The organism is Staphylococcus sp. GDY8P198P, from assembly GCF_017891615.1.
GTDB lineage: Bacteria > Bacillota > Bacilli > Staphylococcales > Staphylococcaceae > Staphylococcus > Staphylococcus cohnii.
This window is the reverse complement of the sequence record NZ_JAESJQ010000004.1, coordinates 39,876-64,715: the sequence shown is the minus strand read 5'-3', so window position 1 is coordinate 64,715 and position 24,840 is coordinate 39,876. Positions and strand designations below refer to the sequence as shown.

27 protein-coding genes are annotated in these 24,840 nt (G+C 31.4%); 1 reads left to right on the top strand and 26 read right to left on the bottom strand.

Annotation, left to right across the window (positions count from 1 at the left end):
- Together hemW and lepA are read right to left on the bottom strand one after the other, a co-directional pair.
- Positions 1-1,125, bottom strand: coding sequence for a radical SAM family heme chaperone HemW (hemW, locus tag KA824_RS03105; RefSeq protein ID WP_107384905.1), 1,125 nt, complete (start codon positions 1,123-1,125; stop codon positions 1-3).
- A 104-nt stretch (positions 1,126-1,229) separates the two neighbouring features.
- Complete coding sequence (gene lepA, locus KA824_RS03100; RefSeq protein ID WP_210133236.1) at positions 1,230-3,053, bottom strand: translation elongation factor 4; 1,824 nt, start codon at positions 3,051-3,053, stop codon at positions 1,230-1,232.
- 320 nt (positions 3,054-3,373) lie between these two features.
- Between lepA and rpsT the strand changes: the two genes are divergently transcribed.
- Positions 3,374-3,625: a 30S ribosomal protein S20 gene (gene rpsT / locus KA824_RS03095; RefSeq protein ID WP_019469386.1), complete on the top strand. Its 252-nt coding sequence runs from the start codon at positions 3,374-3,376 to the stop codon at positions 3,623-3,625.
- Between the two features lie 232 nt (positions 3,626-3,857).
- Here the strand turns inward: rpsT and holA are convergent, their stop codons facing one another.
- From holA to KA824_RS02975, 24 genes are all read right to left on the bottom strand, one after another.
- A complete protein-coding gene (holA, locus tag KA824_RS03090; RefSeq protein ID WP_181187603.1) occupies positions 3,858-4,832 on the bottom strand; it encodes a DNA polymerase III subunit delta in 975 nt (324 codons plus the stop codon).
- Positions 4,833-4,907: 75 nt separating this feature from the next.
- Positions 4,908-6,917 (bottom strand): DNA internalization-related competence protein ComEC/Rec2, encoded by a 2,010-nt coding sequence (locus KA824_RS03085; protein WP_226952024.1) that lies wholly within the window; start codon positions 6,915-6,917, stop codon positions 4,908-4,910.
- A gap of 209 nt (positions 6,918-7,126) precedes the next feature.
- Positions 7,127-7,588, bottom strand: coding sequence for a ComE operon protein 2 (locus tag KA824_RS03080; RefSeq protein WP_019469390.1), 462 nt, complete (start codon positions 7,586-7,588; stop codon positions 7,127-7,129).
- 81 nt (positions 7,589-7,669) lie between these two features.
- The gene (locus tag KA824_RS03075; protein WP_245335984.1) at positions 7,670-8,218 is read right to left on the bottom strand and encodes a helix-hairpin-helix domain-containing protein; all 549 of its coding nucleotides are present in this window, start codon (positions 8,216-8,218) and stop codon (positions 7,670-7,672) included.
- A gap of 216 nt (positions 8,219-8,434) precedes the next feature.
- Positions 8,435-9,160, bottom strand: coding sequence for a class I SAM-dependent DNA methyltransferase (locus tag KA824_RS03070; protein ID WP_107504805.1), 726 nt, complete (start codon positions 9,158-9,160; stop codon positions 8,435-8,437).
- A gap of 2 nt (positions 9,161-9,162) precedes the next feature.
- A complete protein-coding gene (gene rsfS / locus KA824_RS03065) occupies positions 9,163-9,516 on the bottom strand; it encodes a ribosome silencing factor (protein WP_073341865.1) in 354 nt (117 codons plus the stop codon).
- Positions 9,517-10,101, bottom strand: coding sequence for a bis(5'-nucleosyl)-tetraphosphatase (symmetrical) YqeK (gene yqeK, locus KA824_RS03060; RefSeq protein ID WP_107384644.1), 585 nt, complete (start codon positions 10,099-10,101; stop codon positions 9,517-9,519).
- Positions 10,091-10,663, bottom strand: coding sequence for a nicotinate (nicotinamide) nucleotide adenylyltransferase (gene nadD, locus KA824_RS03055; RefSeq protein WP_181187604.1), 573 nt, complete (start codon positions 10,661-10,663; stop codon positions 10,091-10,093). Before nadD ends, yqeK begins: the two co-directional genes overlap by 11 nt.
- The gene (gene yhbY / locus KA824_RS03050) at positions 10,663-10,953 is read right to left on the bottom strand and encodes a ribosome assembly RNA-binding protein YhbY (RefSeq protein ID WP_019469395.1); all 291 of its coding nucleotides are present in this window, start codon (positions 10,951-10,953) and stop codon (positions 10,663-10,665) included. Before yhbY ends, nadD begins: the two co-directional genes overlap by 1 nt.
- Positions 10,954-10,965: 12 nt before the next feature.
- A complete protein-coding gene (aroE, locus tag KA824_RS03045; RefSeq protein ID WP_181187605.1) occupies positions 10,966-11,763 on the bottom strand; it encodes a shikimate dehydrogenase in 798 nt (265 codons plus the stop codon).
- 12 nt (positions 11,764-11,775) lie between these two features.
- Positions 11,776-12,873 (bottom strand): ribosome biogenesis GTPase YqeH, encoded by a 1,098-nt coding sequence (gene yqeH / locus KA824_RS03040; protein WP_394859704.1) that lies wholly within the window; start codon positions 12,871-12,873, stop codon positions 11,776-11,778.
- A gap of 9 nt (positions 12,874-12,882) precedes the next feature.
- Positions 12,883-13,410, bottom strand: a complete 528-nt coding sequence (locus KA824_RS03035; protein WP_107384648.1) for a YqeG family HAD IIIA-type phosphatase — start codon at positions 13,408-13,410, stop codon at positions 12,883-12,885.
- A gap of 18 nt (positions 13,411-13,428) precedes the next feature.
- The gene (mtnN, locus tag KA824_RS03030; protein WP_107384649.1) at positions 13,429-14,115 is read right to left on the bottom strand and encodes a 5'-methylthioadenosine/S-adenosylhomocysteine nucleosidase; all 687 of its coding nucleotides are present in this window, start codon (positions 14,113-14,115) and stop codon (positions 13,429-13,431) included.
- Between the two features lie 295 nt (positions 14,116-14,410).
- Positions 14,411-15,643 (bottom strand): NRAMP family divalent metal transporter, encoded by a 1,233-nt coding sequence (locus tag KA824_RS03025; protein ID WP_107384650.1) that lies wholly within the window; start codon positions 15,641-15,643, stop codon positions 14,411-14,413.
- 3 nt (positions 15,644-15,646) lie between these two features.
- Complete coding sequence (gene pxpA / locus KA824_RS03020; protein ID WP_181187606.1) at positions 15,647-16,405, bottom strand: 5-oxoprolinase subunit PxpA; 759 nt, start codon at positions 16,403-16,405, stop codon at positions 15,647-15,649.
- Positions 16,405-17,763 carry an acetyl-CoA carboxylase biotin carboxylase subunit gene (locus tag KA824_RS03015; RefSeq protein WP_181187607.1) on the bottom strand — a complete coding sequence of 453 codons (1,359 nt, stop codon included), beginning with the start codon at positions 17,761-17,763 and terminating at the stop codon, positions 16,405-16,407. The genes pxpA and KA824_RS03015 overlap by 1 nt, the downstream gene beginning before the upstream one ends.
- Before the next feature lie 20 nt (positions 17,764-17,783).
- Positions 17,784-18,218: an acetyl-CoA carboxylase biotin carboxyl carrier protein gene (locus KA824_RS03010; RefSeq protein WP_107384653.1), complete on the bottom strand. Its 435-nt coding sequence runs from the start codon at positions 18,216-18,218 to the stop codon at positions 17,784-17,786.
- Positions 18,218-19,225, bottom strand: coding sequence for a 5-oxoprolinase subunit C family protein (locus KA824_RS03005; RefSeq protein ID WP_107384654.1), 1,008 nt, complete (start codon positions 19,223-19,225; stop codon positions 18,218-18,220). Before KA824_RS03005 ends, KA824_RS03010 begins: the two co-directional genes overlap by 1 nt.
- Positions 19,215-19,946: a 5-oxoprolinase subunit PxpB gene (gene pxpB / locus KA824_RS03000; RefSeq protein WP_181187608.1), complete on the bottom strand. Its 732-nt coding sequence runs from the start codon at positions 19,944-19,946 to the stop codon at positions 19,215-19,217. Before pxpB ends, KA824_RS03005 begins: the two co-directional genes overlap by 11 nt.
- A 284-nt stretch (positions 19,947-20,230) precedes the next feature.
- Entirely contained in the window at positions 20,231-20,707 is a 477-nt protein-coding gene (gene greA / locus KA824_RS02995; protein WP_019469406.1) for a transcription elongation factor GreA, read from the bottom strand.
- Between the two features lie 25 nt (positions 20,708-20,732).
- Positions 20,733-21,356 carry a uridine kinase gene (gene udk / locus KA824_RS02990; RefSeq protein WP_019469407.1) on the bottom strand — a complete coding sequence of 208 codons (624 nt, stop codon included), beginning with the start codon at positions 21,354-21,356 and terminating at the stop codon, positions 20,733-20,735.
- Positions 21,356-22,624, bottom strand: coding sequence for a peptidase U32 family protein (locus KA824_RS02985; RefSeq protein WP_181187609.1), 1,269 nt, complete (start codon positions 22,622-22,624; stop codon positions 21,356-21,358). Before KA824_RS02985 ends, udk begins: the two co-directional genes overlap by 1 nt.
- Positions 22,625-22,638: 14 nt before the next feature.
- Entirely contained in the window at positions 22,639-23,562 is a 924-nt protein-coding gene (locus KA824_RS02980) for a peptidase U32 family protein (RefSeq protein ID WP_107384657.1), read from the bottom strand.
- Positions 23,559-24,200, bottom strand: coding sequence for an O-methyltransferase (locus KA824_RS02975; RefSeq protein ID WP_107504807.1), 642 nt, complete (start codon positions 24,198-24,200; stop codon positions 23,559-23,561). The genes KA824_RS02980 and KA824_RS02975 overlap by 4 nt, the downstream gene beginning before the upstream one ends.
- Positions 24,201-24,840 lie beyond the last annotated feature (640 nt).

Genomic DNA, 24,840 nt, shown 5'->3' with positions numbered 1-24,840 from the left:
TTAAACATTCAGTAAAAACGCTTCAAATACTAGGTTTCCAATTACTTTACCTCTCTCTGTTAAAGAAATATAGTCACCTGTATCATAAATTAATTCTCTCTGTTTTAAATCTTTAATCGCTTCGTCATAAACGTCATCAATCGTTTTATTAAACTTTTGATTAAACCGTTTTCTACTTACACCTTGGTTCATTCTTAAACCTAGAAACATCTCTTCTTCCATTTGTTCACTTTCTGTTGGATATACTGCGTCAAGAATAGGTCTTTCGTTATTTTGTATCTTTTTTATATAATGATTCACGGGATTTACATTATTATAACGTTCGCCATTTACGTAACCACTTGCCCCGGCTCCAAATCCATAATAGCCTTCGTTTTTCCAGTAAACTTTATTGTGTTCTGATTCATGTCCTTTTTTACCAAAGTTTGAAATTTCATATTGATGTAACTCAGTCTCATGCATCCTCTTTAATAAATATTCGTACATTTCTTCTCCGACATCTTCGTTCGGGATTTTCAACTGCCCTTTACGGTACATATTATAGAACTGAGTTTTAGGCTCTAAAATCAAGCCGTAACTTGAAATATGATCAATATCCATCGATAACGCTTTTTCTAAACTATCTTTGAAATCTTCTAAGCTTTGTTGTGGTAAATGGTACATTAAATCTAAACTTATAGAAGGTATCCCAACTTGTCTTGCATTCGATACGGCTCTGTATATATCCTCAGTCTTATGAGAACGTCCTAATATCTCTAACAATTCAGGTTTGAATGTTTGAACACCCATCGACAATCTATTCACACCATAATCCCTTAACAATTGTACTTTTTCTAAAGTTAATTCATCTGGATTCGCTTCAAAACTAAATTCTCCTTTAATTTCAAAGATTTCTGTAATTGCAGTCAATAATTTCTCAAGTTGCTCATACGACAAAGCAGTAGGTGTGCCACCACCGACAAAAACTGTTTCTAAAGATCTAACTTTACTTTGTTTCATTTCGTTTATTAAGCAATCTAAATACTGATCCACTGGTTGATTTTGTATAAAATATTTATTGAAATCGCAATAAGTACAAATTTTGACACAGAAAGGAATATGGATATAAGCACTTTTCACTTCCATTTTGAGATGACCTTCTTTCGTTAAATAAAATAGATTAACATAACAAAAAAACCGGGACATAAATCGAATGGATTTAAGGCCCCAATATTTAATAAGTAATAATATTAATCTTCGTCCATCTTAAGCACTGCAAGGAAAGCATCCTGTGGTATTTCAACATTACCAACTGATTTCATTTTTGCCTTACCAGCTTTTTGTTTTTCTAATAGTTTTCTCTTACGGCTAATATCTCCACCATAACACTTAGATAAGACATTTTTACCCATTGATTTTATATTTGTACGGGCGACTATTTTTTGTCCAACTGCTGCTTGTACAGGTACTTCGAATTGTTGTCTAGGTATAAGCGTTTTTAGCTTTTCAACTAACGCTTTTCCTCTTTCATATGCGAAATCTTTATGAACTATAAAACTAAGTGCATCTACTTTCTCTCCATTTAGTAATATATCCATTTTGACTAGGTCACTTTCTTTATTATCAATGAATTCATAATCAAAAGAAGCATAGCCTTTTGTATTTGATTTAAGCTGATCAAAGAAATCAAATACAACTTCAGATAGTGGCAATTCATAAATAATATTGACACGAATATCATCTAAATATTCCATATTAATAAATTGTCCACGTTTACGTTGACATAATTCCATAACTGCACCGACATAATCATTTGGTACCATCATTGTCGCTCTTACAAAAGGTTCATATACCGTATCAATTTGATCTCTTTCAGGCATATATGCTGGATTATCAACAGAGATTTCATCACCATTTTTAAGAATACATTCATAAATCACAGATGGTGCTGTAGCAATTAGTTCTATTCCAAACTCACGTTCAATACGTTCTTGAATAATTTCCATATGCAACATACCTAAGAAACCTGTTCTATATCCAAAACCTAATGCTTGAGATGACTCAGGTTCAAATTCTAATGAAGCATCATTTAATTGCAACTTTTCTAATGCCTCTCGTAAATCATTGTAATCTTTATTATCTATAGGGAATAAACCACAGAAAACCATCGGATTCATTTTTTTATAACCTTTTAACGGCTCTGCTGCTGGACGATCTAGATGTGTAATCGTATCTCCGACACGTGAATCATCTACATTTTTAATACTGGCAATGACATAACCTACATCCCCTACTTTCAGCTCACTAACTGGTAATTGTTTAGGTGTATTGATACCTACTTCGGTAACTTCAAAAGATTTTCCTGTAGCCATCATTTTAATTTCATCACCCGTTTTCAAAGTTCCTTCAACTATTCGAATTGAAGAAATAACACCTCTATACGGATCATATTCTGAATCAAAAATCAATGCTTTTAACGGCGCTTCTGGATCTCCTTGAGGTGGTGGTACCACTTCTACAATTTTTTCTAATATATCTTCAATGCCAATATTTGATTTTGCACTGGCTAATACGACATCATCTTTATCTAGCCCTATTACATCTTCTACTTCTTGCTTTACACGTTCAGGTTCTGCTGCTGGTAAATCAATTTTATTTACAACTGGTAATAACTCTAAATCGTTATCTAGTGCCAAATAAACATTGGCTAATGTTTGAGCCTCTATGCCCTGAGCAGCATCTACAACTAATATAGCCCCCTCACAGGCAGCTAATGATCTAGAAACTTCATATGTAAAATCTACGTGTCCAGGTGTATCGATCAAGTGAAACGTATAAGTCTCACCATCTTTTGCATCATATTTTAAACGCACAGCATTTAATTTTATTGTTATACCGCGTTCTCTTTCTAAATCCATAGAATCCAATAACTGTGATTGCATCTCACGTGATTCAACAGATTTAGTATTTTCCAAAATTCTATCTGCTAATGTAGATTTCCCATGGTCAATATGTGCAATAATAGAAAAGTTTCTTATATTTTCACGCTTGCTTAAACGATTTTCTTTATCCATGTATTATCAGTCTCACTTTCATAATTCTAGCCCGTAAATATGTATGACATTCTTTGATATAATAACGTTTTTATTTACTAATTGCAAACTTGATAAAATTAATAGTAAATTTTAAAGTTATGTGTATATTTTATCGTCTATGTAACTATTTTTATGTATATCTTTTGTCATTATAATTATTATTGTACCATTTATCGCGACTTTACGCGTCTTAATATAAATAAATGATTGCAGAAACCTGGTTGTTTTGATAAAATATTTCTTGTTGTAATCAAATTAATTTTTGATAGCGAAGATCACACTTTTAGGAGGTGACAGACATGCCAAACATTAAATCTGCAATTAAACGTGTTAATACTACTCATGTAACTGAAGAACGTAATATTTCACAAAAAAATGCAATGCGTACAGCTGTGAAAAGAGCTCATACAGCAATCGACACTAATGCTGACGATAAAGCTGAATTAGTAAGCTTTGCATTGAAAAAAGTAGATAAAGCTGCTCAACGCAACTTAATACATTCTAACAAAGCTGCTAGAATTAAATCATCTTTAATGACAGCTGCTAAATAATTTAAAGTTCAAGCCTACGCTTGAACTTTTTTTATTTTTTAAATATATCGAACCCCATGCTTCATAAATTTAGCCCAGAAATGATTTGCAATAAGTGAAATCTCTTCTGGGCTTTTTTCTATATATATATATATATGGTTTTATAAGATTAAACATTATAGATACTTACGTTATAATTCATCGACAACACTATATGCAGTATGACGGTTAGTTAAAACTAAAAACGCTTAATTTATAAGGATAAAATAAACAGTTCAAGTATAAGGTGTTTATCCATATAAGATGATTTTAATTTATAATCTGTTTCTGCGCAATTATCAATGATATTTAATAAACTTTCTAATTCGTAGTGTCTTGCTTGATTTAAAGCCAACTTTACTCTATAAGGATGAACATTGATTGTTTTAGCAATTTGTTGACCACTATAACCCTTTTGTCCTAATATTTTACTTTGATAGAAAAGTCGATAATTACTCGTAATTAGAGCTAATAATTTTATAGGTTCCTCTTTCATCGCTATTAAGTCTTTAACCAATTGAATAGCTTTTGTTTTCTTATTTTTTTGGATATATTCAGTGAGCAAAAAAACATTTTGTTCCAAACTCCTATTAACAATTTGATGAACATCATTTTTGTTAATTGTTGTTCTATCACCTAAAAACAAAATAAGTTTTTCTATTTCTTGCTTAACAATATTAAAATTAACTCCAGTTAATTCAATAACTAAATCTAGTGCATCTTGTTTAATATCTTTATAATTTTCATGCAGTTGACTTTTTATCCAATGCTTTATTTCTTCTTCTGACATTTGTTCTATTTTTTTAATTTGTGCATGTTTTTTCAAAGATTTAACAACTTTTTTTCTTTCGTCTAGTTTAGAATGATTTACTTCAAATAATATTAAAGTGTCACCATCGTATTTTTCTATAAATTCTATCAGTTGATCAATATTATGATTTAACTCTTTAGGTGGCTTCTCACCAGTAAATACATATGCATTTTGTACTAAAACAGCCTTTTTATTAGAGAAAAAAGGCATTGTCAGTGTTTCTTCAATAATTGGAGCTAAATCATTTTCATATAAGTTATATTTAACGAAATTGAATTCATCTTTTGGTGCATCTAAATATTGTTCAATGACTTCAGAAGCTTTTTTTTCAATTAGTTCAGGTACTTCACCATATATCGTTATTATATTGCTGCTCATTCTTAGCACCCTTTCATTTCTATTACACGTTTTATAATTATAACACGCGTCATAGCTTCTCACTAATTAAAAATTTTAATTGAATTGTGAGTGAATTTCTATTTGGTTTTTAAATAAAATGTTCACTTCTCCGTTGATATTTGTTTGAAATATTTTAATGTCAAAAGATTTTAATCTATTGATAATTTGTGGATTGGGAAGTCTATATTTATTTTTTTCGCCTACTGAAATGAGAGCTATTTTAGGCCTAATTGCTTTCAATAAATTATTACTTGTACTCGTACGACTACCATGATGTCCAACTTTTAAAATATCAACATTATATAAATGATATTTATGTATTAAATTCTCTTCATTATTATTTGTTGCATCTCCCATTAATAAAATTTTATAACTTTTGTACTGTATTAATATAATGATTGATTGTTCATTTAAATTATCAGAATTGGAAATTGTAGCATCTAACAGATTAACTTTCGCTTTATTCATAAAAAATTGTAGTTTATTTTTGAAATCTATTAACTTGATATCCTTTTTTAAACAAGTATTTTTTAAATGATTTAGTTCTTTAATTTTAAAACTATTTGCATTGATAATGATATTTTTAATTTTTAAACTTTTTGTTAAATAATCTAGTTCACCGATATGATCAAGATGTGGATGTGTAACCACAACGTAATCTATCTTTTTTATATTATGTCGTTTTAATGTTGGTAAGATATGATATTTTGAAATACTGTGATTCGCAAAGTTCTGTGTCGAATTAAAATTACCGCCCGTATCGATTAATAATGATTCGTGTAATTTAGTTTCAAATAACAGGGCGTCACCTTGTCCTACATCCAACATTGTAAGTTGGTAGTCGCGTACTTGAGGTAGAATTGTAGAGACAATATATAAGGCAATTAAACTAATTATCATAAATTTATAGCATTTATGAACGAATAAAACTAAACATAGAAACGAAATGAGACATATTATAGTTATTTGAAGATTATTTAAGTTGGGAATGTACCATTGATAAAAGTTGAGTTTATCAAAAAATCCGACCACTTTATCATGCAAAACAATTAATTGATTATATAAGTTGATTATAAATAATGGTTTGATTGGCAAATGTATGATAAAAGTAAGAAAAATAACGAAGGGAAATAATATGAAAGAATAGAATGGAACAAAAAAGATGTTTGAAATTAGACCAATCCATTGAATTTGATGAAAATGGATACAACTTAAGATAAATGAGCTTAATTGTGCAATCCACGTGATATAGCACAAAGATTGAACAATACCTAAATTCTTTAGTAATGGACTGGCAAAAAGGATTGAAAAAGTGATTAAAAAGGAAAGTTGAAATCCGACATGATAAATTAACGAGGGATTTAAAAATGTTAAAAATATGAATAAAAATCCTAAAATGTTCATTGAATTCTTTATAATGTATTTTGGAAATATGAATATTAACAAACTCATAAATATTGCTCTAACAGCACTTGGAGACATATTTGTATACATGCAATAAATAGGTAATAATATGATTAATATTAGTTTGGTTAAAAACAATGGACATTTTATCCTATTAAGAATATAACATATGATTGCAATAATTATAGCTATATGTGTTCCACTAATAGCAAGTAGATGCGCAATGCCAATCTTTTTAATTGTATCTAATTCATCTTTTTTCATAAGCGATGTATCGCCTGTAATTAATGCAATTGTTTTTTCGGGAAAAGCTATTTTCCATTGTTTCATTTTTTCATAAATAAACGCTTTATGTTTATTTAAAGTATCAGAAAAAGTGCTTGTGTCTTCATAACAACTTGAAAGATGAATATTTTGAATAATAAAAATAAGATTAGGTCTTGTATCGTTTTTTAATGTTCTAAACTGTCCGTGTAACTTACAAGTTTTTTGGAACAAAAATTCAGAAACATTTTTTATTTCTATATTTTTTGATGCATGTATATTATAAATGTAAGTATAAAGCTTTTTACCTATTTTAATTTTACCTTTAAGTATACGATGCTCCAAATTGGGTTTCGTGATAAACTTTGCTTTTCCTTGAAATACTTTATTTATCATTGAAGAATGGTATTCTTTTTCTGATCTCAAGTCATTTTGAAACATCATAAAACTACTTAAAGATATGATAACTATCATGATAAAATGAATTAAACTAAAGCTTTTTCTCTTCATTATTATGACTAGCCCAAGTATTAAAATAAAAGATAAAAATTTATTAAATAGTAGCAAGTTACCAGACAAATAAGCTAAAGCATAATAAATCAATGTTATTTATTGATTAAATATTGTGCTACGTGTTCTTGATTAAATGGAATTTTTTTATACACAATACCTGATTGTTTTAACAAATCTAAAGCATAATGATGATTATGATAGTCTTCAGCATAATAAATCGTTTTAATACCAGCTTGAATAATTGACTTTGTGCAATTCAAACATGGAAAGTGTGTAACATAAATCGTTGCCCCTTCTGTTGACACCCCTTGTTTTGCGCACTGTAGCAATGCGTTCATTTCTGCGTGTATCGTGCGAATGCAATGACCATCTTCCAGCAGGCAATCTTCATCAATACAATGTACTTCTCCAGACACAGAACCATTATACCCTCCGGCTATAATTCTATTATCTTTTACAATCGTTGCTCCTACAGACAATCTTTGACATGTAGAACGCAGCGCTAATAAATGACTTTGCGCCATAAAGTATTCTTCCCATTTAATACGATCCATGATACTAAACCTCCAATTTATGTAAATTTTTAATGTGATATTTATAGATTAAATCGATTTTCGAAAAATTACAACAAAATTTCAGATTGTTAAATATGAACTTAATTTTTCTATTGTTTTAGTACCGAATCCATTAATTTCTTTCAACTGATCAATAGATTTAAAATTACCATTTTGCTCACGATATTCAATGATTGCTTTAGCTTTGACCTTCCCTATTCCAGGTATACTGGTAAGCTCGCTTTCTGATGCAGTATTTAAATTTACTGTTGCACCATCAGCATCCTTTTTTTCTGAAAAATTTGTGGCGGTTTCACTTTTATTCAATTGATTCTGAGCTTGTAAATGAGTGTGTTCCCCCTTTTCAGGAATATATATCATTTTCTGATCTATTAATCGTTCTGATAAATTAATGTTCGTTAAATCAGCATGTTCTGAAACGATTGCTTTATCCAACAACTGTTTAACTCGATCATTATTTCTCATTTTATAAACATTTGGATATTTTACCGCACCTTTGATATCAACATAAACAAATGAATCTTTGGTATGGTCATTGCTTTGTGTTTCAGTTTTATTCGATGAATGTTCATTTTTTTCATTTGGTATGGGTTGGTTATGCTCGGGCAATTCTATTGGTGCTATATCATTATTTTTTTCATTTGTTCGTTATCACGGTTCATCAAAAATGATAAAGTTATGGCTACAGTCACTATTATAAATAGCATAACACAAACCTTTATTGTAGAATTAAATTGACTAAATCTTTCTTTAAACAATTCCCATAATGGTAACAAAAAATCACTCCTTTATAGTTTACACGCATAAAGGAGTGATTTTACTTTTTTATTTTTTAACAATGAAGAACAAGCGCTCTCCTTCTTGATTATCATTCTGGTTTTCAAATTCAAAATCAACAAATGTCGTTATATGTTTAAAACCACATGATTCTAACATTTTAGTGTAAACATCTTTTGAATAAGTCTTTTGGTAATGTGACTCATCAAATCTTTTATATAAGTTATCATCTTGTTTTATAAAAAATGTCATATCATGCCATACGCTTAAAGGTTCTTCGCCACGAATCGCTTCCCAAGCTAAAAATACATTTTCTGTTTCATCAATATAACTTTGATTATTGAATAATGTATTCATCTTGTGTTCAGTATGGACATCAAACATAAATACACCCTCATTCGGCTCTAGATGATGATATACTTGCTGAAAAGTGGATAACACATCTCCATATTCTGTTAAATAATTTAAAGAATCACAAAAAATGGTTATTGCATCATATTGTTGGTTAAGGTCGAATTCAGTCATATCACCTTCTATCCAATTCACTTCACTGGATTTTTGCATTGCTATCGAAAGCATATCAACACTCAAATCCATACCCGTTATATTATCAAAGTCGTTTAATTTTGAAGTGAAACTGCCTGTACCACAACCAATATCTAAGATAGTTGATTTGTTTTTAGCATAATAATTTACAATATCAAGCCATGATTCGTATGGCTGATCTAAAGTTAATTGATCATAGTAATAGCTCATTTCTTCATATTGAGCCATTATTAATAAACTGCCTGTCCATAAGATTCTAATGGTGCATCACGATATAATTTCTCCAAGTTGTAATAATCACGTTCATCTTTATGGAATACGTGTACTACTACGTTGGCCAAGTCAATTAAAATCCATCTTGCTTCATTAAAGCCTTCCATTCGTTTTACTTCGATTTCCGCTTCATTTGCAGCATCTTTAACTGCACGTGCGATGGATTGAACTTGTCTTTCATTATTGCCGTGGCATACGATAAAATAGTCAGTCATATCGCTAATACCTTGCATATTTAAAGAAATAATATCTTCTGCTTTTTTATTCTCAGTTGCATTGACAGCTAACTTTAATAATTGATCTGATTTCATTTAATCATCCTTTACTCTTTCGTCACTATAATTGTAATAATTCAAGCAAGCAATCGTGGCATCATAAACGGTAATATCTTTCGTGATTAAATATAAAACAGTTCGCTTAGATATTTCATAAATGGTTTTATCTAAGCTACCTTGATTGTATGCTAAATCTCTAATTTCTTCAACGCCTGGGGTTTGACGACCAGGTTCAATATAATCTGCGATAAAAACTAATTTTTCCGTTTTGGTCATTTGCGCACGACCAGTTGTATGATTTTTAATGGCAAGTAATACTTCTTCATCGTTTACACCAAATTGTTGCTCCATTATAACTGCACAAACTGGACCGTGTAAGATTTCTGATCCGTAACTCAACAAGTTGCTATCCAAATCATTTTGTCTAACAATCTGATACATAGATCCCAAATCATCGTACTTGCTATAATCATGTAATATACCTGCGAGTTCTGCCTTGTCTTTATCCCCATCATACTGTTCAGCTAATTTAACAGCAGTTTCTGCTACTCTTAGTGAATGATTATATCTTTTCTCAGGTAATTTGTCTTTAACTAGGGAGACAGCTTCATCAAATTTCATATAATCCTTCCTCTCTGATATATTTCTCTACACTTTGAGGCACCAGCGTTTGAATATTACTATGTTGTTTTACTCTTTCCCTGATGAGTGTTGAACTTATATCTATGCGTGGAATATTAATTGCTATCATATTATTTGAAACTTCTTGCTTTGCTTTACCACGATTCACAATTACAAAGGTTACCATTGATTTCAAATTTTCAATCTCATACCACTTTTCTAACTGAATATACTGGTCAGTACCTATAACAAAATATAGTTTAGCATTGGGATGTTTTTCTAAAATATGTTTAATTGTAAAATACGTGTAACTTTGTCCCTTGCGTTCGACTTCGTCTAAACAAACAGATCCAAACCCAAGTTCATTAATTGCACAATGGATCATATCAATTCTATATTTCGCATCTAAGTAATCATCATGCGCTTTGAGCGGTGACATATAACTTGGAATAAAGTAAAACAAATCTGGTTTAATAACATGATTCACTTCGCTAGCAACAACCATGTGAGCTGTATGAATCGGGTTAAACTGCCCACCATATAAGACTATCGTTTTAGACATTATGGCAATTGAATTTGTTTATTATCTTGTGATTCTTTATACAAGACAATCATAGACCCGATTACTTGAACAATTTCACTATGAGTTGCATCGCTTAAAGTTTGCGCTAAATCATTTTTGTCTTCAAAGTTATTTTGTAATACATGTATTTTTATTAATTCTCTATTTTCTAAAATATCATTTAATTGTTCTATCATATTTTCACCAACACCAGCTTTTCCGATTTGGAAAGTTGGGTCAACATTATGTGCTTTACTTCTCAAAAATCTCTTTTGTTTACCTGTTAACATAAAATGCTCCTTTTATAAATAATTTAAAACTGTGCGTTTCATAACTTGCACGTCCGGTTCTGTATCTGTCCATATTTTAAAACTTTCTGCACCTTGATAAACAAACATATCCAAGCCATTATAGATTGGGTTACCTTGGACTTCAGCTTGTTGTAAGATTGGTGTTTTAAAGGGTACGTACACAATGTCACTCACTAACGTATCAGACTCTAGATGCTTCAAACTAATTGGTATTTCTTGATTTGTGTTCATTCCTGCTGGTGTCGTATTGATGATAATATCGAATTCGGATAATGCTAATTCAGCATCAGATAATCGAATTTTGTTCACATTCAAATTCCATTGTTCAAATCTGTCCAAAGATCTGTTTGCAATAGTAAGTTTGGGTTGTACATATTTTGTTAATTCATTCGCAATGCCTTTACTAGCACCGCCTGCACCTAAAATTAAGATATAGGCATGTTTTAAATCTGGATACACGCGTTGCAAGCCTCTAACATAACCGATACCATCTGTATTATAACCAATCCATTTACCATCTTCTATCTTAACCGTATTCACGGCACCTACAGTTTCTGATTGTTCATCAATTTCATCTAAAAAAGGTATAATACGTTCCTTATGCGGAATTGTTACATTAAAACCAGAAAGTGCTTTATCTGAAATAATTTCTCTTATTAGATGGAATTTATCTTCAGGAATATTAATCGCTTCATATGCTGCATTGTAATTTAAAGATTCAAAATTAGCATTATGCATCACTGGAGATAAAGAATGATCAATTGGGTGGCCTATTACTGCATATTTCATATTTTACACACCTTACATAATTGAATTTCTTAAAATAACATCAACATTTTTTGGCACGCGTACAATGACTTTTGCACCTGCGTCTATCGTGATAAAGCCTAATCCAGAAATCATTACATCACGTTTTTCTTTACCAGTTTCTAACCTTACGGCTTTAACATTTCTCAAATCAAAATTTTCAGGATTATGAGGTGGTGCTAATACAGATCCTAATTGATTTCGCCATAATTCATTAGCTTTTTCTGTTTTTGTTCTATGAATATTTAAATCATTAGAAAAGTAACAGACTAACGGTCTTTTTCCGCCACTAATATAGTCTATACGTGCAAGTCCACCGAAAAATAATGTTTGTCCTTCGTTAAGCTGATAAACACGTTGTTTAATTTCTTTTCTAGGCATAATTGTTTTAAGTTCATGTTCAGATACTAAATGTGTCATTTGATGCGCTTGAATAATTCCTGGTGTATCATACATAAACGTCGTTTCATCAAGTGGAATATCAATCATGTCCAAGGTTGTACCAGGAAATCTTGAAGTTGTAACAACATCTTTTTCTCCTACACTGCGTTCTATTAATTTATTAATTAAAGTTGATTTACCTACATTTGTAGTTCCTACAATATATACGTCTTCATCGTTTCTGATACTGTTAATAGAAGTTAATAGATTTTCAATACCTTCATTTTTGTCTGCTGAAATAAGCACGACATCTTCAGCATCAAGTCCATATTTTTTAGCTGTTTTCTTCAACCATTCTTTTACACGACGTTTATTTATTTGTTTTGGCAAAAGATCTATTTTATTCGCTACAAGAATAATTTTTTTGTTGCCGACGATACGTTTAATTGCATTGATAAATGAACCCTCAAAATCAAATACATCCACAACATTTACTATTATTCCTTTTTTATCTGCTAAGCCATTAAGTAAATTTAAAAAGTCATCGCTATCTAAACCTACATCTTGAACTTCGTTATAATTTTTTAGTCTAAAACATCTTTTACACACAACATCTTCACGAAATAAGTTATGTTCTGGAACATAACCCGGTGCATCAGAATCTTCAGACTGTAAAGGTGCACCACAACCTATACATTTCAATACATCCACTTCACTCAATCAATTTTCCTCCCATTTTATATATCCTTTTTTTCTAAAATGTTGTAATAATCTGCGTTCAATAAGACGATTAAATTTAGTAATCAAGCCATCTGTCTGTTTGACAGGTACTACCATAATAGTAAATAAGCCACGTCTGTTACCACCAAATACATCCGTTAACATTTGATCACCTATTACCACTATCTCTGATGGATCTAAACTCATAGAATGCATTGCACGATCAAATGCACGCCCTCTTGGTTTTCTTGCTTTAAAAATATAATCTACTTTTAATGATTTAGAAAAGCTACCAACTCTTTTTTCATTATTATTAGAAACAATTGTAATCGTAATACCTTTTTGTTTTGCCTCTTCAAACCAAGTTTTAACTGCTTCTGTAGGATCAGCAACATCCCATCCCACTAGTGTATTATCTAAATCAGTAATGATACCTTTTACGCCAGATTCTGCAAGCTTATCTATATCAATTTGAAAAATAGATTGCACATATTCATTTGGCATAAAGTATTTCTTTATTATACCCATTATTTCAATTCACCTTTTTTATATTTTTTTAATTAAATTTTCTACCATTGTACTAGAAGATTTTGCTGCTTTTGTTAAAAATTCATCAAATGTGATACCAGCGTCTCCATCTGCTAAATCTGATATTGCACGTGTGATAATAAATGGTAAATTAAATTGATAGCAAGTCTGTGCAATTGCAGTTGCTTCCATTTCTGCAGCCATCGCTTGAGGGAAATTTGTTTTAATTTTCATTCGTTGGTCTTTTGTACCAATAAAACTGTCACCACTTACAATCAAGCCTACCTTAGCAATTAGTTGTTGATTTGTAATTACTTGTGTCGCTTTGTCAATCAATGATTTATCTGCTACGAATTGTTCAGGCATTTGTGGGATTTGTCCTAACTGATAACCAAATGCTCTAGCATCAGCATCATGATAAGCAACCATATCGCTTACTACGATATCACCAACATTTAATGATTTATCCAATGCACCTGCAGAACCTGTATTAATAATTAAATCAGGTTTGAACTTTTCAATTAATAATGTTGTTGAAATGGCTACATTTACTTTACCAATGCCACTTTGAGTTAATACGACTGCTTTATCATTTATATAACCTTTGTAAAAATATACATGTGCAATATTAATCTCTTCTAAATTCACAAGTTTATTTTTTAAGATTGCTACTTCTTCATCCATAGCTCCAATAATACCGATCATTGTTATTCACCTCAATTTAAAATCCTAACCTTAGTTATTCTACCACATTTAAACTGATAGCTCGACGATTGAATCATATTTATATCAAATTTATATTTCATTATTTATCGTAAGAAATTTATGTAAATTTTCGCATTATCAATTTGATTTAACATGTAAATACATTGTTCTTATTTTAATAGGAAATGACAATGTTTATTTAATGTAAGTATAACTATAAAACAAACCATTCTCTAAGTCCTTATTATAAGCATAAGAACTAGAGAATGGTTACTTTGTAACTATAATGATATTGTTAACTACCTATTAATTGTGTCAATCCTTGCAGTGAATATATACCTGTAACAACTGTGACTAAAACAGCTAAAATACCAAACCAAAGCATCCATGTTGGATGATGATAATCCCCTACGATTGATTTTCGTTTACTAGCAATAAGTATTGTCGTTAATATAATAGGTAAGATAAGTCCATTTAAAGCACCTGCAACGATTAATAATGTTACTGGTTTTCCTAAAAATAGAAAAACAAAAGTTGAAATGACTATAAATGAAATTACAATAATATTTGTTTTATTATAGATCGATTTATGCAATGTTTTTAAGAAAGTCGCACTTGTATATGCTGATCCAATAACTGAAGACATTGCTGCAGCAAATAATACAACACCAAATATATTTCGACCAATTGGTCCTAATACATGCTCAAATACTGAAGCTGGTGGATTTGTATCATTTAAAGTTACGCCCGTAACGACTACACCAAGTACCGCTAAGAATAATAATGCTCTAAGCACACCTGTTGTTAATATTCCTGAAATAGCCGCTTTGTTTACAAATGGCAAATAATGCTTACCACGGATGCCAGAATCTAATATTCTATGTGCACCAGCAAATGTAATATAACCGCCAACTGTTCCACCCACTAATGTGATAATAGGTAAAACAAGTGCTAAAGGTTGTTCCGGCATCACAAGATGTTTAGCTGCGTCAGCATAAGGCGGGTTAGCTTTAAACATTACAAATGCAACAACCACAATCATTAAAACACCTAAAAACATCGTGACAACATCCATAATTTTTTGACCACTTTTACTTACAAAAATAAGTATTGCTAATACTGCTGTAATAGCTGCACCAATCTTTACATCTAAGCCAAAAATTGCATTTAATCCTAATCCAGCACCTGCAATATTACCAATATTAAATGCGAGTCCACCTATTGCAATTAATATCGATATAAAAGTACCCAATCCTTTAAATATTTCATTAGCTACTTCTTGACCACGTTTACCTGTGACGACCAACACTCTCCAAATATTAATTTGCGCTCCTATATCAATCAATATTGATAATAAAATTGCAAAAGCAAAACTTGAAGTGAACTGCGCAGTAAATACTGCTGTCTGAGTTAAAAATGCAGGTCCAATTGCAGATGTAGCCATTAAGAATACAGAACCTAATAATAACCTTTTATGATTTTTTGTAAATTCAAAATCCTTCGATTCTGTTTTTAATTTTTCTCCCATGTGTTAGCCTCCCAGCTTAGATATAGAAACGCCTTCTTTCGATAATCTTTCTCTTATTTTTGTAACAAATTCTAATGCATGTTCACCATCTCCATGAACACAAATTGTATCTGCTTGAATATCAATTTCCTTGTTATTTTTCGTAATTACTTTTTGTGATTTAACCATTTTGACAACTTGTTCAATAGCTTCTTCTGTGTCAGTTATTAAAGCATCACTTTCTTTTCTACTCACTAATTGACCATCATCTTCATAACGTCTATCTGCAAACACTTCTGAAGCAGTAGTTAAACCAACAGCTTGCGCTTCTGTAACAAGTAGTGTATTTGATAATCCAACATAAATTAATGATTCATCAAAATCATATACAGCTTGAGCAATCGCATGTGCGATTGCTTTATCACGTGCACCCATTTGATACAGTGCACCATGTGGTTTTACGTGGTTTATTTTAACTTGGTGAACATTACAGAATCCACTTAATGCACCGAGCTGGTAAATGACGATATCATAAATTTCTCTCGGTGACAAGTCCATATTTCTACGGCCAAATCCTTGTAAATCTGGAAGACCAGGATGTGCACCTATACCAACACCATTTGCTTTAGCTAATTCTACCGTTTGATTCATGACATGTTGGTCACCAGCATGAAAACCACATGCAATGTTTGCTGACGTAATTAACGGAATAATTTGATCGTCTCCACCGAATGAATAATTTCCAAAAGCTTCACCTAAATCACAGTTCAAATCAACTTTCATTATGCTTCCTCCTTAATTATTTGATGTCTATCTAAGAATTTAATATCTACATCTTTTGCATCACCATTGGCATATTGTGGATATGATAAAACTGCATATAAGAAATCAGCTGTTGTAGTAAAACCATCAATTACCATTTCATCCAATGTTACTTTTAATTTGTTTATTGCTGAAGCTCTATTAGGTGCTTTTACGATAACTTTCGCTACTAGCGAATCATAATTTGGTGATACCGTATAACCATGATAAAGCAAACTATCGATACGTACGTTAAATCCTTGTGGCAAATGTAATGCTTTTACTTTGCCTGGAGAAGGTTGAAATCCTTTCTGAGGATTTTCTGCGTTGATTCTCGCTTCAATGACATGTCCATCAAATAGTACCTCGTCTTGGTTGAATGGTAATGAACCATGCTTCATTAAATAAAGCTGAGCGTGTAGTAAATCACGATTCGCTCTCATTTCAGTTACTGTATGTTCAACTTGAATTCGCGCATTCATTTCAATAAAGTAATAAGCATCTTCTGTCACTAAGTATTCGATAGTACCTGCACTTCTATAATTAGATGCTCTAGCCACTTTTACAGCATCATTACACATAGATGCTCTCATATTATCGGATAATGTAGCACAAGGTGATTCTTCAATTAATTTTTGATTTTTTCTCTGAACTGAGCAATCACGCTCACCTAAGTGTATGTAATTATCTTTACCGTCTCCTAGCACCTGTACTTCCACGTGCTTAGCTACAGGTATAAATGCTTCCACATATACGCGATCATCATTAAAATATTTTTGTCCTTCACTTTTTGCTTCCTTAAACGACTTTTCCAAAGCTTCTTCAGCTTTGACAATTCTTATACCTTTACCGCCACCACCACTGGCAGCTTTTAATACAAGTGGATAACCAATGTCATGCGCTATTTCTTTAACTTCTTCGATTGTCTCTACTGCAGAAGTAGAACCAGGTATGATTGGTACATTCGCTTGATCAACTGTTTGTCGTGCTGTTATTTTATCACCCATCATTTCCATGGTTTGATCAGTTGGCCCTATAAAATAAATACCATTTTCTTCAACATTTTTAGCAAATGAAGTGCTTTCTGATAAAAAACCATACCCTGGATGTATTGCATTTGCACCACTTATTTTTGCAGCACTAATAATTCTGTCTTGGTTTAAATAGCTATCCAAAGCATTGGCTTCTCCAATACATATCGCTTGATCAGCTAAACTTACATGTAGACTTGACTCATCCCCTAAAGCATAGATAGCCACAGTTTCAATATCCATTTCTCTACATGCGCGAATAATTCTTACAGCAATTTCTCCTCTATTTGCAATTAAACAACGATACAATTCAAATACCCCCTTTAAACTTATTTCACAGTTATAATCGTTTGATCATATTCAACATTTGAACCGTGATTGACATGTATTGTGTCTACAACACCATCCACATCACTTTTTACTTCATTCATTACTTTCATCGCTTCTATGTAACCAATGGTATCTCCTTTTTTAATTTCATCACCTTCACGAATGAGTGGATTTGTTAATTCTTTTTCATCTTGTAAATAAAACGTACCGACCATAGGTGATTTGACAGCCTGATTTGATTGTTCTTCATTTGATATACCTTGCTCATTTAAAGTTGATTCATTATTTGAAGCTAATTGTTGTTGCGCAGGTGATGCAGATGTATTATCTGTAAAATCAATAGTTATTTCATTTTCATAATCTTTATAATTAAATTTTTTAACCCCGTTATCTTTTACAATTTTAATTAATTGTTCTACTTTTTCAAAATTCATTATAATTCCCCTTTCAATAAATGATTAATGCGTATAGATGTATCTCTCAATTGCGTAACATCAAAAATAGGTTGCTCATAAATATTTTTGATTGTATTTTTAAATGCTTCTTCTTGTTGTTCTAATTTTTTAACTGCTTCATCGATTGTGGTCCATTCAAAACGAATCGTATCATTGGGTTGCATTTGAGCTAATTTATGTAAATCAGATGCACAAACGGTTGCTATTTTTGTATAGCCACCTACTGTTTGTTTATCATTTAATAAAATAATAGGATTACCATCATTTGGAACTTGTATACTGCCTAAGGCAACAGGTTCTGATATTATATCTGCCGATGTGTTTGGTGAAATCGTTTCACCTTGTAATCGATAACCCATGCGGTCTGATTTTTCTGATATTTTAAATTCATTGGCTACTAGCTTTTCTTGCGCTTCTTGGCTAAAGCTTTCAATTTGAGGACCCTCAATGATTTGAATAGTGTTTTCTTTAACCTCTGCGACATCAGTAAGTAAACTCAAACCAAGGTTACGTGTATACGAATGATTTTTTTTACACTCTATTACATCACCAGATTTTAATGAACGCCCTTTAAAACCACCAATTTGGCTTCGTGTATGAGTAGCATAGCTATTTGCAACTTTTTGAATTTTCAAAGGTTTACCAAATAATAAGTATCCTCTTGCCCCATTAGTGACTTGTCCAACTTTCAAAACGTCGCCTTTTTTTACTGCTATTACAGTAGATTCATCAATAGTTGCATCGTTAACGGTTGCGTTAAACTCAGCACCTATTAATACAAACGTATTATCTTCTAAAAATTCAATCGTTGGGCCAATAATTGTACATTCAATCGCTGGCCCTTCATTACCAATTAGCGCTAGCCCAGTTCTATAAGCATATTGATCCAAAACACCTGCAGTAGAAAATCCTTGGTCTTGATAGCCGATTCTTCCTAAATCTTGGATCGTACTAAATAAACCTGGATTAATAATTTTAATACTCATATTGAATTTTCACCCATTTCTCAATATCAAATTCACCTTGTTGTGCTTCAACAATCTGTTCGAACGTAGATTCATCTATAGAATAGAATTTTATATAGTCTCCGGATTCATATAAACACATAGGCGTTCTTAAAATATCAAATACCGTAATTGGTGTACGACCGATGATTTGCCAACCTCCTGGACATTGTTTTGGATATAATCCTGTTTGATTATTCGCAATACCAACTGAACCTGCAGGAATACTTGTTCTTGGTTCTTCTCTTCTAGGAGTAGCTAACTTTGAATTTAATCCTCCTAAAAATGGAAAACCTGGCATAAATCCAAGCATATAAATTAAATATGTATTCTCTGTATGTAACTTAATTACTTCTTCTATTGATAATTGATTATGTGTAGCTACTTCTTGAATATCTGGGCCATAATTACCACCATAAAGTACTGGTAAACTAATGGTTTTTACTCTATTTAAATTTTCATCAAAATCCAGTTTGTTTAATTGTTCTAGTTTCAGTTCATTAACAACTTTCGCTAAACTTTGTTTAGTAATATCTATATGTAGCATAATTGCACGATAAGAAGGTATCACTTCAATAATAGCTTCATGTTGCTGATCTTTAATGTACTTTTCAACTTTTTGTACTTCCTTAAATGTCGAAGGATCAATTTGTTGTTCAAAGTAAATCATAATTGTCTCTTCATTGATTAATTTATATTCCAACACTTTTCCCCCTTTGTATTATATACATTAAACTATTTTTTAAACATTAATATGTGTACAACATTATAATTGTATCATTAACTAACGCACTATGTTTAATTAGAAATAGTTATAATTGGTGATAATAAACTACTATTGTTAAATACAAATTAACCCTAAATTATCTTAATATTTCAATAATTGTATCAATGATATAAATTTATCAAATAGTTGAAGATAAGTATATATTTTTATTTATAAAGTGTAAAATCCCCCTAACATTAGTTGTTAAGGGGATTTTAATATTACTTGATATTTACAATTTTTACATTGATTTCTGCACCATTTGGTAGTGGAACACGAACCTCTTCGTTTAATTTTTTACCTATTAAACTTTTAGCCATTGGTGATTCATTTGAGATTTTACCATTAAATGCATCAGATTCTGCAGATCCAACAATTTGGTATTCTTCTTCATCTTCACCTGGTAATTCTACAAAAGTTACAGTTTTACCAATTTGTACTTGATTGTTGTCACCTGTATCCTCAATTATAAGTGCATTACGTAGCATATGCTCAATTCTTTGTATGTCTTGTTCGATGAATCCCTGTTCATCTTTAGCAGCATCATACTCAGAGTTCTCAGATAAATCTCCGAATGAACGAGCTACTTTTATTTTTTCAACGACTTCTGGTCTCTTAACTGTCTTTAACTCTTCAAGTTCATTTTCTAGCTTTTCGAAACCTTCTTGCGTCATAGGGTATTGTTTTTGGTTTTCCATATTGTCATCTTCCTTTACTAAAATACTATTGTTTACTTACTAAAGTCTGAATTTTTGTCGTCATTATATCGATCGCAACTTTATTACTTCCACCTTCGGGAATGATAATATCTGCATATCTTTTTGTAGGTTCTATAAATTGATTATGCATTGGTCGAACTACATTTAGATATTGATTTATAACAGAATCCATTGTACGACCTCTTTCTTCTGTATCGCGAAGTAAGCGACGTAAGATTCGTAAATCTGCATCAGTATCAACATAAATTTTGACATCCATTAAATCTCTTAACGTTTTATTTTCAAGCGCAAATATGCCTTCTACGATAATAACATCTTTTGGTTTAAATGCAATCGTTTCATCGCTTCTAGTATGATTTGTATAATCATATGTTGGTACTTCAATCTGTTTACCATTTCTCAAATCGTTTAAATTTTCTATTAATAAGTCATTATCAAAAGCAAAAGGATGATCATAATTGGTCTCTAAACGTTCTTCGAAACTTAAATGCGATTGGTCCTTATAATAATAGTCTTGTGCTAATAATGCAACACTATGGCCTTCTAAATTTTTCATAATTTCGTTTGTGACTGATGTTTTACCTGAACCAGAACCACCAGCGATTCCAATAATAGTCGTACGTTTCATTATCCAATTTCCTTTCTCATCATGTTGTTGGTATAAATTGGATGATCAACTTCAATTTGCACAATTTGCAATGGGTGTCGTGCAGCATTAAGTTTGTTACCTTCTTCATCATAAATAGTTTCAACAACTTGTCTAAATGTATCAATTTCAGGACCAAAAAACTCTATTTCTTCTCCAGGCTCAAATTTATTACGCTGTTGAATCGTAGCGAGTTTGGTTTTTTCATCATAACCAAGGACTAATCCACAAAAATCATAAGCTGAGTTCTTTTTATTTTGTTGCCCAAACATTTGCTCTTCGTAACCAGGTGTGCCTTCAATAAATGCAGAAGCAGTGTCTCTGTTAGCGCATTTTTCCAGCTCAGCTAACCATTCTGGCTTAATTTTAAAATTATCAGGATCTTCTGCATAAGCATCGATGACTTTGCGATATACAGATACAACAGTTGCAATGTAGTGTATTGATTTCATGCGTCCTTCAACTTTAAGTGAATCCACACCAATATCCATCATTTTAGGGATTGACTCAATAAGTTTCAAATCTTTTGGACTCATTGCGAAAGGTGTCACTGCATTTTCATCATAATATAAATCTAAATCACCATCTTTATCAATTTCCAATAGGTCATAATCCCACCTACAGCTTTGACAACAACCACCTCTATTAGAATCTCGAGCTGTCATGTGATTACTTAATGTACATCTACCAGAATACGCAATACACATTGCGCCATGAATAAATGATTCAATTTCAATATCTACTTTGTCTTTCATTTCCTTCATTTCCATAGCACCTGTTTCACGTGCTAATACTACACGATCTAAACCTTCATTTTTCCAAAATTCTACAGCTTTATAATTTGAAAGTGATTGTTGTGTTGATAAATGAATTTCTAAGTTCGGTGCTACGCGCTTACATGTTTCAATGATAAGTGGATCCGCAACAATAATACCAGTGGCACCGGCTGACTCTAAATTTTTTAAATATTCATCCAAACCTGCAATATTTTCATCATGTGCAATAATATTAGTCGTAACGTAAATTTTTGCCCCATATTGCTGTGCGAATGTCACACCTTCTTTGATTTCTTCCATCGTAAAATTATCCGCATTGGACCTTAAACCATACGCTTGTCCACCTAAAAATACTGCATCTGCACCATAATGTACTGCTATTTTGAGTTTTTCTAAATTACCTGCTGGAGCGAGTAGTTCAGGTTTTTTAATCTTATTATTAGTATTGCCTTCAACTTTTTCTAATAATTTCATTATTTAAACCTCCCTTAATAGACTGTTTGCTTATACAAGAATCCTTCATCAAACGGACGATGCTCAGGTTGAATAGCTTCGATCGGATCTACGAGCATAAATTTTTCATCATCATAAGCCTCTGGATCTTCATTGAATAAATCAATAGCTTCTCTATATTGTTCTGTACAAACATTGATATATTCTTCAGTTTGTAATACACCGTCAATCTTGAATGCATCAATATTGGCTGCTAAAAGTTGATCTAACTCTTCAATCAAACATATATCATTGGGAGACATAATATGTGTTCCATTGTAATCCTCAAAAACAGGATATTTGTTATCTCGTTCTTCATCATATAATAACAACTCATTAGCTACTTTGTTTCGATGAATTTTCATTTGTCTTTCTTGGAAAGTAAAATAGTTGCCTAATAACATGCGTTTTGATTGGAACATGCAAGTCATACCATGTACTTGTACTTCAACCTCTACATCTGCATGTTGTTTTATATTTAATATTTCATCTAAACTTAATTCTCTAGCTAGTTGCGCGCGTTGCGCCCCCTTTTTTCCCCAATAGTTGCATTGAAAATAATTTGTGACTAATGCTTCTGCATCCCAATTTAATGGAATTGGGTTTTCTTGTTCATTTACATACATAACTACCGCTGGATCACCAAATATAATACGGTCAACTTTTATCTCATGTAAAAAGTCAATATATGCTTTCAGCGCATTTAAATGATAATTGTGAAATATACCATTTACTGCCACATAGGCCTTTTTCCCATGATTATGTATTAATGTCACTGCTTCCACCAATGCTTCTTTTTTAAATTCTCCTGCTAATCTTAAACCAAATTTTTGCTCACCGATTACAAAAGCATCTGCACCTTTTTCAATTAATGCCTCAATATGTTTAACAGATTTTGGCGTTACTAATAATTCTGTCATTTTGATTCTCCTTTAATCGAAATAGCTAGACCATCATCTATATTTAAGAAATTAGTTGTGAAACGAGGTTGAACCATCAGCCATTCATTATATTCTTGTACTTTTTTTACCATTTGTCTGACATTTCTACTTCTCACTACAGCAATATCTGAAACAAAACCATGATACAAAACGTTATCTGTAACTATTATTCCACCTTCTTTGAGTAAAGGCTCATACAAAGTAAAAAACTTTTTTGATTGTGCTTTCGCAGCATCAATAAATATCATATCAAATGATTCATGTTGGATGTTTTCAAAAGCTTCTAAGGCATCTTTTTCAATTAACTCTATTTGCGTATGATATCCAAATTTTGCAAAATTTTCTTTGGCTTTTAATTGCATATCGACATCACGCTCAATGGTAACCACTTTTATATCCTTAGAAACAGAAGCAAATTGCATACTACTATAGCCAATTGCAGTGCCTATTTCTAAAATACGCTTGGGTTTATGTATTCTGATCAGTTGTTTAATCATATCTAAAGTTAGCCTATCCACGATTGGAACATGATGTTCCACAGCATATGGTCTAAGTTGTTCTATAGCAATATCATTCTCTTTGTGCAATTCTAATAAATATGATTGATTATTATCCATTTCAAAACTTCCTTCAATGTAAATATTTCAAAGTGTTTTTGACAAATAAAATAAATCAGTCAATGATTGTGACTGATTGTATTTCAATTAATAACAACGGCTATATGTTCTTATATTACGAACTACTTTTTATATAATTCTTTGAAATTATCTCATAAATTTAATTTTAACTTTATATATTTTACCACAAAGGCATATATATTATAAGTGTAAATTGTGATAACCAACTTGTTTATATAGCTATATTGAATATTACATCAACTTCACATAATAAATGCGTATAAGAAACTAATACAAAAATCGAAATTATTATGTTTTTATCTCTTTTATCGATTAAATTATCTAACAGAATAAACACCACAATTGTGCAATGGTTATATATTACAATTTTTGCGTAAAATATTGTAGTGATTTGTGTTGTCTCTTGGAGTAAAAAAACACTAGTCTCAGATTTCAGAAAGAGTTAGCACCCGACATAATGAATACAAAAAACTGCCAACAAAGTCAGAAACTTTGTCGACAGTATGAGCTGAAATTTAAAAATTTCAGCTTGATAACGTGATATTAATACATAATGACCAGAATTTTTACACATTAGCTTTTGTAAAATTAGTGGTAAAAACACATTGTCACCTAAGAC

What these genes read in the sequence shown, in the direction of transcription:
- KA824_RS03080 (WP_019469390.1), bottom strand. Translation starts at nt 7,588, where the DNA reads ATGGATCGTATTAAATGGGAAGAATACTTTATGGCGCAAAGTCATTTA.
- yqeK (WP_107384644.1), bottom strand. Translation starts at nt 10,101, where the DNA reads ATGAAATTTGATGAAGCTGTCTCCCTAGTTAAAGACAAATTACCTGAG.
- KA824_RS03005 (WP_107384654.1), bottom strand. Translation starts at nt 19,225, where the DNA reads ATGAGTATTAAAATTATTAATCCAGGTTTATTTAGTACGATCCAAGAT.
- lepA (WP_210133236.1), bottom strand. Translation starts at nt 3,053, where the DNA reads ATGGATAAAGAAAATCGTTTAAGCAAGCGTGAAAATATAAGAAACTTT.
- KA824_RS03085 (WP_226952024.1), bottom strand. Translation starts at nt 6,917, where the DNA reads ATGATAAATAAAGTATTTCAAGGAAAAGCAAAGTTTATCACGAAACCC.
- nadD (WP_181187604.1), bottom strand. Translation starts at nt 10,663, where the DNA reads ATGTCTAAAACGATAGTCTTATATGGTGGGCAGTTTAACCCGATTCAT.
- udk (WP_019469407.1), bottom strand. Translation starts at nt 21,356, where the DNA reads ATGAAACGTACGACTATTATTGGAATCGCTGGTGGTTCTGGTTCAGGT.
- rpsT (WP_019469386.1), top strand. Translation starts at nt 3,374, where the DNA reads ATGCCAAACATTAAATCTGCAATTAAACGTGTTAATACTACTCATGTA.
- KA824_RS02985 (WP_181187609.1), bottom strand. Translation starts at nt 22,624, where the DNA reads ATGAAATTATTAGAAAAAGTTGAAGGCAATACTAATAATAAGATTAAA.
- greA (WP_019469406.1), bottom strand. Translation starts at nt 20,707, where the DNA reads ATGGAAAACCAAAAACAATACCCTATGACGCAAGAAGGTTTCGAAAAG.
- KA824_RS03025 (WP_107384650.1), bottom strand. Translation starts at nt 15,643, where the DNA reads ATGGGAGAAAAATTAAAAACAGAATCGAAGGATTTTGAATTTACAAAA.
- rsfS (WP_073341865.1), bottom strand. Translation starts at nt 9,516, where the DNA reads ATGAAATCAGATCAATTATTAAAGTTAGCTGTCAATGCAACTGAGAAT.
- KA824_RS02975 (WP_107504807.1), bottom strand. Translation starts at nt 24,200, where the DNA reads ATGGATAATAATCAATCATATTTATTAGAATTGCACAAAGAGAATGAT.
- aroE (WP_181187605.1), bottom strand. Translation starts at nt 11,763, where the DNA reads ATGAAATATGCAGTAATAGGCCACCCAATTGATCATTCTTTATCTCCA.
- KA824_RS03010 (WP_107384653.1), bottom strand. Translation starts at nt 18,218, where the DNA reads ATGAATTTTGAAAAAGTAGAACAATTAATTAAAATTGTAAAAGATAAC.
- holA (WP_181187603.1), bottom strand. Translation starts at nt 4,832, where the DNA reads ATGAGCAGCAATATAATAACGATATATGGTGAAGTACCTGAACTAATT.
- mtnN (WP_107384649.1), bottom strand. Translation starts at nt 14,115, where the DNA reads ATGATCGGTATTATTGGAGCTATGGATGAAGAAGTAGCAATCTTAAAA.
- pxpA (WP_181187606.1), bottom strand. Translation starts at nt 16,405, where the DNA reads ATGAAAGTTGATTTGAACTGTGATTTAGGTGAAGCTTTTGGAAATTAT.
- KA824_RS02980 (WP_107384657.1), bottom strand. Translation starts at nt 23,562, where the DNA reads ATGACAGAATTATTAGTAACGCCAAAATCTGTTAAACATATTGAGGCA.
- yhbY (WP_019469395.1), bottom strand. Translation starts at nt 10,953, where the DNA reads ATGTTAACAGGTAAACAAAAGAGATTTTTGAGAAGTAAAGCACATAAT.
- hemW (WP_107384905.1), bottom strand. Translation starts at nt 1,125, where the DNA reads ATGGAAGTGAAAAGTGCTTATATCCATATTCCTTTCTGTGTCAAAATT.
- KA824_RS03035 (WP_107384648.1), bottom strand. Translation starts at nt 13,410, where the DNA reads ATGGGTATAATAAAGAAATACTTTATGCCAAATGAATATGTGCAATCT.
- KA824_RS03070 (WP_107504805.1), bottom strand. Translation starts at nt 9,160, where the DNA reads ATGGCTCAATATGAAGAAATGAGCTATTACTATGATCAATTAACTTTA.